Raw genomic sequence first — 6,545 nt, forward strand, 5'->3', positions numbered from 1 at the left:
CTACTCCCCTTCACCCGGGAATAAGAACGGGTTGATGGAGCTGCGGGCAAAGCCTTCTTGCTCCATGTGTGCATCCAACATCAGGGAAGCGAGGTCGTCGGCCACGGCCTCGACTTTCGGGTCTTTTTCCTGGTAGAGAATCTTCAGGTAAGTCCCGCAGTCGCCGCAGCTTTCCGCTTTAATTGCCGCCTGCTCGTTATCCAGCGACCAGTAGTTCAAATCGCGGCTCTGTTCACAGTTGCTGCACTTCACGCGCACCACGTGCCATTCGGTTTCGCACAGGTTGCAGTGCAAATAACGTAGTCCCTGCGTTGTGCCGATTTGCACCACGCTGGAGACCGGCATCGAACCGCATACCGGACAGAACTGGCGTTGTTCGCCGTACTCAGCGCGCGCTTTGCCGGGGATCAGGCTTGCCATCTGTGCCCAGTAGAGCGACAGCGCAGCCCAAATAAACGGGGCTTTGTCGCTGCTGACGGAGGCAAAATCTGAGGCAAACAGCGCGCTGGCCATCAGCTCCAGTTCCTGCTCAGAGGCTTTTTCCAGATTCTCAATTACGGCCAGTGCAGGGCCGCTCATCTCCGGCTTCAGCTCAGCAATTAGCGATTGCAGCAGTTTTTGCCAATGTTTGTCGCGTGGCAGGACGTGGATATCCAGCGGCGGCTTGCCCTGATCGTTCGCTTCTTTGATACGAGCGGTCAGATCCATCTGCAGCGGATGATCGTACAGCACCACTTCTTGTGCGTGGGCGATCAGCGCGGCAAAGCGCAGATAATCGCCCAGCGGGTTGTTTTCGGCCAGCTCGCGCAGACGTTCAGCACGGCGGTTATACAAATTTTTGAGTCTGGGGAACAATAACGGCGGAATCATATCCGCCGTGCGTTTCTCGCTCGAACCCAGCTCATCTTGCGGGATTATGCGAATACTCATTCAGATGATTTTTCCTGTTTCTGGCGGACTTCACGGTACCAGCGCGGATGATGTTTCTTCGCCCACGATTTAGTAACCCATCCCTCCACCATCGCGGTAATGGTGCCTTTCACCCAAAGGGCGGCGTAAATGTGCACCATGATAACCACAATTAACGCTACTGCGGCAAATGAATGCAGCATTAACGCGAATCGGATCACCGGGATTGAGAAAGCAGGCGCAAAATACGGACGCCAGATGATCACTCCGCTCACCAGTAACAGCACCAGGAAGATAATCGCCGCCCAGAATACGCATTTCTGGCCGAAGTTATAACGTCCCGTGTCACCTACTTCCTCGTTGACGACAATCTTACGAATATTCTTCGCCCAAAAGATATCATCCCGATTGATTAGATTGTGGTGCCAGTAACGGAAAAACATGATGATAAACGAGGCAAACATGATCACGCCGACAAACGGGTGCACAATTCGCGCCAGTTGCGGCGTGCCCATGATGTGCATCAGCCAGTTAAAAGACGGGAAGAGAAAACCCATCCCGCTCACTGCCGCCAGAATAAAGCAGAAGGCGGTTACCCAGTGGTTGATGCGTTCCGGCGCCGTGTAGCGCACGATGGTGTCACGTCGTTTCATTTGCGCACCTCGTCTTTCTCTTCATGCAGATTGTCTTCTTCCTCTTCCGCACGGTTTGGACCCACACCGACGTAGTGGAAGATACTGGCCGCAAACGTCGCTGCGAAGCCGACCGCTGCCAACGGTTTCCAGATGCCTTTCCAGAACTTCACGGTGGCGCTGATTTCCGGGTTCTCCGGCAGACCGTGGTACAGATTCGGCTTGTCGGCATGGTGCAATACGTACATCACATGCGTACCGCCAACGCCCGCTGGATCGTACAGGCCCGCGTTTTCGTAGCCACGCGTTTTCAGTTCCGCCACGCGCTCACCAGCCAGCGTTTTCATCGACTCTTTGGTGCCGAAATGAATCGCCCCGGTTGGGCAAGTTTTCACGCAGGCCGGTTCTTGCCCGACCACCACACGGTCGACGCACAGCGTACATTTGTAGACGCGGTTGTCTTCCGGGTTGAGGCGCGGCACATCGAACGGACAGCCAGCAATGCAGTAGCCGCAGCCGATGCACTGCTCGGACTGGAAGTCGACGATGCCGTTGGCATACTGAATGATTGCGCCTTCAGCCGGGCATGCCTTCAGGCAGCCTGGATCGGCGCAGTGCATACAGCCATCCTTGCGGATCAGCCACTCAAGTTTGTCGTTCTGTTCCACTTCCGAGAAGCGCATCACCGTCCAGGATTTGGCGGTCAAATCAGCCGGGTTATCGTACACCCCAACGTTGTTGCCCACTTCATCACGGATGTCGTTCCACTCGGAACACGCAACCTGACAGGCTTTACAGCCGATGCAGGTCGTGACGTCGATAAGTTTCGCCACCTCTTCCTGGTGATCCCGCGCCTGAGGCGCGGGGGTGAAACCGTTAGTGGCGGATCGACGAATGATGTCTTGCGATTGATAAGCCATAGGTCGTCTCCGTTACACCTTTTCCACGTTCACGAGGAAGGACTTAAATTCCGGCGTCTGCGTGTTCGCATCACCGACGAATGGCGTTAACGTGTTAGCGATAAAGCCTTTTTTCGCCACACCTTCGTAGCCCCAGTGAATCGGAATACCGATGGTATCGATATCCTTACCGTTGGCCTGTAGCGTACGAATACGTTTGGTCACCACTGCTTTGGCCTTGATGTAGCCGCGGTTAGAGGAAACTTTAACGGTATCGCCATGGGAGATGCCGAGCTTATTCGCCAGCTTCTCGCCAATTTCCACAAACTGCTCCGGCTGGGCGATGGCGTTTAGCAACGCATGCTTGGTCCAGTAGTGGAAGTGCTCGGTCAGACGATAGGTTGTACCGACATACGGGAACTTATCCGCTTTACCCAGCGCTTCCGCGTCACCCTTAAAGATACGCGCGGCAGGGTTAGAGATAACGTTCGGGTGCAGCGGGTTAGTGCCGAGCGGCGTTTCAAACGGCTCGTAGTGTTCCGGGAACGGTCCTTCCGCCATCTTATCAATAGCAAACAGGCGTCCCATCCCTTCCGGCTGCATGATGAACGGACCGACGTCAGTACCCGGTGCGGCGGCGCTATAGTCTGGAATATCCATCCCGCTCCATTTCGCGCCATCCCATTTCAGGATCTGACGTTTTGGATCCCACGGATTTCCCTGCGGGTCTGCGGAAGCACGGTTATAAAGAATGCGGCGGTTAAGCGGCCATGCCCAGGCCCAACCCAGCGTATTGCCAAGGCCCGACGGGTCGGCGTTATCGCGTCGCGCCATCATATTACCTTCCGGCGTCCAGCTACCGGCAAAAATCCAGCAGCCGCTGGAGGTCGTGCCGTCATCGCGCAGTTGGGCGAACGAGCTGAGCTGTTGGCCTTTCTTGACGATTACCGCGCCGGTTGCCGGGTCGATAATATCAGCCAGCGCTTTCCCGTTGCTCTCCATCGCCACTTCTTCCGAAGCCGGTTCATGCGGTGTGGAGTAGTTCCAGGTCATGCTCAGCACCTGTTCCGGGTTCGCGCCACCTTGTTCGGCATACATCTTGCGCAGACGCAGGAAGATACCGGCGAGGATTTCGCCATCGGTTGCGGCAATCCCTGGGGCATCCGCGCCTTTCCAGTGCCACTGCAGCCAGCGACCAGAGTTGACGATCGAACCGTTCTCTTCGGCAAAGCAGGTGGACGGCAGACGGAATACTTCGGTCTGGATTTTCGACGGATCAACATCGTTCGACTCACCATGGTTCTGCCAGAAGGTGGAGGTTTCCGTGTTGAGCGGGTCGATAGTGATCAGATACTTCAGTTTGGACAGTGAAGCCACGACCTTGTTTTTGTTCGGGAATGAGGCGACCGGGTTAAAGCCCTGGCAGATATAGCCATTCACTTTGCCCTGGTTCATCATCTCGAAGTACTGCAGGACGTCGTACCCTTTATCCCACTTCGGCAGCCAGTCGAAGCCCCAGCTGTTTTCCGCTGTCGCTTTATCGCCAAAGAAGGCTTTCATCATCGAAACGAAGAATTTCGGGTAATTGCCCCAATAGTTTACCTGGCCTTCCAGCAGCGGTTTTGGCGTGTTGGCGGCAAGGTAGGTTTGCAGGTCGGTCTGTTTTTCGCTTGGCAGCGTCAGATAACCCGGCAGGCTCTGTGACAGCAGACCAAGGTCGGTCAGTCCCTGAATGTTGGAGTGACCACGCAGGGCGTTAACGCCACCGCCGGCCATGCCCATGTTGCCGAGGAGCAACTGGATCATCGCCATCGTACGGATGTTTTGCGCCCCCACGGAGTGTTGCGTCCAGCCCAGCGCGTACAGGAATGATGCGGTTTTGTCTTTGGCGCTGGTTTCTGCGATGTATTCACAGACCTTCAGGAAATCGGCCTTCGGCGTACCGCAGATATTCTCTACGACCTCCGGCGTATAGCGGGAGACGTGCTGTTTGAGCAGGTTCCATACACAGCGCGGATGTTGCAGAGTCACATCGCGTTTGGCGAAGCCGTTTTCATCCAGCTCATAGTTCCAACTGGTTTTGTCATACTTGCGTTTGTCCGCGTCGTAGCCGGTAAACAGGCCATCTTCGAAGCCATAATCCTCACGCACGATCAGACTGGCGTTGGTATAGGCCTCGGTATATTCGCGGTTGAATTTTTCGTTATTCAGCAGGTACAGCATGACGCCTGACAGGAAGGCAATGTCAGTACCGGAACGAATTGGGGCATAGAAATCAGCCACCGCTGCGGTGCGCGTAAAGCGAGGGTCAATGACAATCAGCTTGGCGCCGTTGTGAATTTTCGCTTCCATCGCCCAGCGGAACCCGACCGGGTGAGCTTCAGCGGCGTTACCGCCCATCACCACAACGAGGTTGGCGTTTTTAATGTCGACCCAGTGGTTGGTCATCGCACCGCGACCAAATGTTGGAGCAAGACTTGCTACCGTTGGTCCGTGTCAGACACGCGCCTGGTTGTCGACCGCGAGCATACCCAGCGCGCGGGAGAATTTTTGCGTCAAATAGCCGGTTTCGTTACTGGAAGCGGATGCACACAGCATCCCGGTGGAAAGCCAGCGGTTAACGGTTACGCCTTCGGCGTTTTGTGCAACGTAGTTAGCGTCGCGGTCTTCTTTCATCAGCTTAGCGATGCGGTCGAATGCTTCATCCCAGCTAATTTGCTGCCACTTATCTGAGCCTGGTGCGCGGTATTCCGGGAATTTCAAACGGCTTTCAGAGTGGATGAAGTCCACAAGACCTGCGCCTTTCGGGCACAGCGCGCCGCGGTTCACCGGGTGATCCGGGTCCCCTTCAATATGGAAGATGGATGCTTTGGCGTTTTTTGCTCCGTCACCGAGGCTGTACATTAACAGCCCACAGCCAACGGAACAGTAGGTGCAGGTGTTACGGGTTTCGCGGGTGCGCAGCAGTTTATATTGCCGTGTTTCCGCGAGCGCTACACCGGGTGCAAAGCCCAGTGCCGCTGCCGTGGTGCCTGCCATACCGCCAGCGCAGATCTTAAAGAACTGCCTTCTGCTGACCTGCATGGTTTGCTCCTTGTTTCGACATTGTCACATTCCCTTCGCATTTCTGCCATGCCAACGCGTGGGAAGTGGTTGTTATTTTTCTTTGCGGACGGGACCGCAAAGGTCCAGAATTGGGTGAATTTCCCTCCGTCCAGGAGGGATTTGTAAAGAATACCACAATGTTGGTATGCGTGTTCCAATATGGTTAAAAGAAAGTGAATAAGATTATTCAAGAAAACATTAAGAATGTGACATCTCCGACAGGATCGCGCCAATTGACGCTCTGGAAGCGCGAGGATTTGCAACATCCTCAGCCTGATGAAGTCGCTGAAGAAGTGCCTGTTGCGCTGGTCTATAACGGAATTTCACATGTGGTGATGATGGCGTCACCGAAAGATCTTGAGCATTTCGCGATGGGTTTTTCACTTTCTGAAGGCATTATTGAGTCCCCGCAAGATATTTACGGGATGGACGTGGTTCCTTCCTGCAACGGATTAGAAGTTCAGATTGAGCTATCCAGCCGCCGTTTTATGGGGTTGAAAGAGCGTCGTCGCGCACTGGCTGGTCGCACCGGTTGTGGCGTTTGCGGCGTGGAGCAGCTCAATGACATCGGCAAACCGGTCCAGCCTCTGGCATTTACCCAGACATTTGATCTGACGCTCCTCGATAACGCCTTAAGGCATCTCCATGATTACCAGCCCGTGGGGCAACTGACCGGCTGTACGCACGCGGCGGCATGGGTACAGCTTTCAGGTCATCTGGCAGGTGGACATGAAGACGTTGGGCGTCATGTCGCGCTGGATAAACTGCTGGGGCGTCGGGCGCTCGAAGGGGAAACCTGGCAACAGGGCGCGGTATTAGTTTCCAGCCGCGCCAGCTACGAGATGGTGCAGAAGTCGGCAATGTGCGGCGTGGAGATCCTGTTTGCCGTTTCTGCGGCGACAACGCTCGCTGTGGAAGTTGCCGAACGCTGTAACCTGACGCTGGTGGGTTTTTGTAAACCGGGCAGGGCGACAATCTATACGCATCCGGAGCGTCTGGT

Annotated in this window: 5 protein-coding genes; 1 reads left to right on the forward strand and 4 read right to left on the reverse strand. The window is 55.2% G+C overall.

What is annotated here, in order from left to right:
• Genes fdhE through fdnG form a run of 4 tightly spaced genes read right to left on the reverse strand, consistent with a single transcriptional unit; the run spans nucleotide 1 to nucleotide 5,524 of the window.
• Nucleotides 1–930, reverse strand: a complete 930-nt coding sequence (gene fdhE, locus JSN25_RS06130; RefSeq protein ID WP_006686145.1) for a formate dehydrogenase accessory protein FdhE — start codon at nucleotides 928–930, stop codon at nucleotides 1–3.
• Nucleotides 927–1,562 carry a formate dehydrogenase cytochrome b556 subunit gene (gene fdoI / locus JSN25_RS06135; protein WP_038635897.1) on the reverse strand — a complete coding sequence of 212 codons (636 nt, stop codon included), beginning with the start codon at nucleotides 1,560–1,562 and terminating at the stop codon, nucleotides 927–929. The genes fdhE and fdoI overlap by 4 nt, the downstream gene beginning before the upstream one ends.
• Nucleotides 1,559–2,461 carry a formate dehydrogenase O subunit beta gene (gene fdoH / locus JSN25_RS06140; protein ID WP_003028691.1) on the reverse strand — a complete coding sequence of 301 codons (903 nt, stop codon included), beginning with the start codon at nucleotides 2,459–2,461 and terminating at the stop codon, nucleotides 1,559–1,561. The genes fdoI and fdoH overlap by 4 nt, the downstream gene beginning before the upstream one ends.
• A gap of 12 nt (nucleotides 2,462–2,473) precedes the next feature.
• A complete protein-coding gene (gene fdnG, locus JSN25_RS06145; RefSeq protein ID WP_137350704.1) occupies nucleotides 2,474–5,524 on the reverse strand; it encodes a formate dehydrogenase-N subunit alpha in 3,051 nt (1,016 codons plus the stop codon).
• Nucleotides 5,525–5,718: 194 nt separating this feature from the next.
• On the opposite strand from fdnG, the gene fdhD reads away from it, so the two are divergent.
• A partial coding sequence (fdhD, locus tag JSN25_RS06150) for a formate dehydrogenase accessory sulfurtransferase FdhD (protein ID WP_204525713.1) occupies nucleotides 5,719–6,545 on the forward strand: 827 nt, incomplete at its 3' end.

The organism is Citrobacter cronae (genome assembly GCF_016893685.1).
In the GTDB taxonomy this organism is placed as follows: domain Bacteria; phylum Pseudomonadota; class Gammaproteobacteria; order Enterobacterales; family Enterobacteriaceae; genus Citrobacter; species Citrobacter werkmanii.

Excerpts from the sequence above, each read along its gene's own strand:
- fdhE (WP_006686145.1), bottom strand. The coding sequence starts at position 930 with ATGAGTATTCGCATAATCCCGCAAGATGAGCTGGGTTCGAGCGAGAAA.
- fdoI (WP_038635897.1), bottom strand. The coding sequence starts at position 1,562 with ATGAAACGACGTGACACCATCGTGCGCTACACGGCGCCGGAACGCATC.
- fdoH (WP_003028691.1), bottom strand. The coding sequence starts at position 2,461 with ATGGCTTATCAATCGCAAGACATCATTCGTCGATCCGCCACTAACGGT.